Genomic DNA, 846 nt, shown 5'->3' with positions numbered 1-846 from the left:
TGCTCTTCCCGGCCAGGTACGCCTTCGACAAAGGAGGGCGTTGGTAGGGCAACGTCGACTCATCGCCGATGAGAACGATCTCGCCGGTCCACCCTTCCTGTCGAAGACTGGCCGCGAGTTGGGCTCCGGCATGGCTGGCCCCGACGACGAGGGCCCGATGTAAGGTCATACGTCGGATTTCGGGGTGAGACGGACCATCATCTTGCTGATGCCCCTGACAAAGTTGGACTGCACATACTCGGGCTCGCCGACGACCTCGATCTTTTCGAAGCGAGAAAGCAACTCTTCCCAGAGAATCCGCAGCTGTAATTCCGCCAGTCGGTTGCCCATGCAGCGGTGGACACCGAAGCCGAAGGAGATGTGGTTGCGAGCGTTGGCCCGGTCGATGATGAAGTCGTCGGGCCGATCGAACATCCGCTCATCACGGTTGCCTGAGGCGTACCACATCACTACCTTGTCGCCCTTGCGGATGAACTGCCCGTTCAGCACGGTGTCGGCCTTGGCGATCCGGCGCATGTAGGCCAACGGTGTTTGCCACCGAATGATCTCCGAGACCATATTGGGGATCAGGTCAGGGTTCGCCTTCAGCTTCTCGAACTGGTCAGGGAACCGGTTCAACGCGAGAACACCGCCGCTCATCGAGTTCCGCGTCGTGTCGTTGCCTCCGACGATCAGCAACACAAGGTTGCCCAGGAACTCCATCGGTCGGTCGATCAGATCCTTGGTGTCTTCGTTGCTCTGCAACAGGGTGATCAAGTCGAATCCGGGTTCCTCCCCGGCAGCTGTCCGGGCAGCCTTGTCGCGCCAGAGAGTGCTGAGACCTCGCGCCATGTCGCGCATGCCGCG

2 protein-coding genes are annotated in these 846 nt (G+C 60.5%); both read right to left on the bottom strand.

The genetic code is table 11. The annotated features are described in order from the left end of the window. A partial coding sequence (locus A2J01_RS36010) for an FAD-dependent oxidoreductase (protein WP_197494288.1) occupies nucleotides 1–169 on the bottom strand: 169 nt, incomplete at its 3' end. Beyond that, the coding region (locus A2J01_RS24330) for a cytochrome P450 (RefSeq protein ID WP_156519385.1) at nucleotides 166–846 on the bottom strand (681 nt) is incomplete at its 5' end. The genes A2J01_RS24330 and A2J01_RS36010, both read right to left, overlap by 4 nt.

It is taken from the genome of Rhodococcus sp. EPR-134, assembly GCF_001647205.1.
Classification (GTDB): Bacteria; Actinomycetota; Actinomycetes; order Mycobacteriales; family Mycobacteriaceae; genus Rhodococcus_F; species Rhodococcus_F qingshengii.
The sequence above is the reverse complement of the archived record's forward strand: the minus strand, read 5'-3'. Positions and strand labels throughout refer to the sequence as shown.